Source organism: Serratia sp. ASV30, assembly GCF_016428815.1.
GTDB classification, from domain to species: Bacteria; Pseudomonadota; Gammaproteobacteria; order Enterobacterales; family Enterobacteriaceae; genus Chania; species Chania fonticola_C.
The window spans coordinates 1-308 of the sequence record NZ_JAELTL010000258.1 but is presented as its reverse complement, the minus strand read 5'-3'; the positions used below and the strand labels follow the sequence as shown (position 1 = coordinate 308).

1 protein-coding gene is annotated in these 308 nt (G+C 58.8%); it reads left to right on the top strand.

All coding sequences use genetic code 11. The features are described from left to right. The coding region (locus JHD74_RS26335) for a condensation domain-containing protein (RefSeq protein WP_199063949.1) at nucleotides 1-308 on the top strand (308 nt) is incomplete at both ends.

The following is a 308-nucleotide window of genomic DNA, read 5'->3' as shown; positions in this document are numbered from 1 at the left end:
ACGCTCAAGCTGCAGGCCGGTACCGATCCGCAGAAAGTGGCACAGGCCCTGATGAAGGTGGTTGACCGGCACGAAGTGCTGCGCACCCTGATCCTGTGTGACGACGACGGGCAGGGGTATCAACATATTCTGCCAGCAGAGACATTCTCACTGAGCCTACCGCACGAAACATGCGACAGCGTGCAAGCGCTGCATGCGCGGCTGCATGAGCATCAGCACCGGGTATTTGATCTGGCGCAGGAGTGCCCAATTGCAGCCAGCAGTTATACGCTGGCGGGGAGCCACTACTTCAGCATCGTCATTCACCA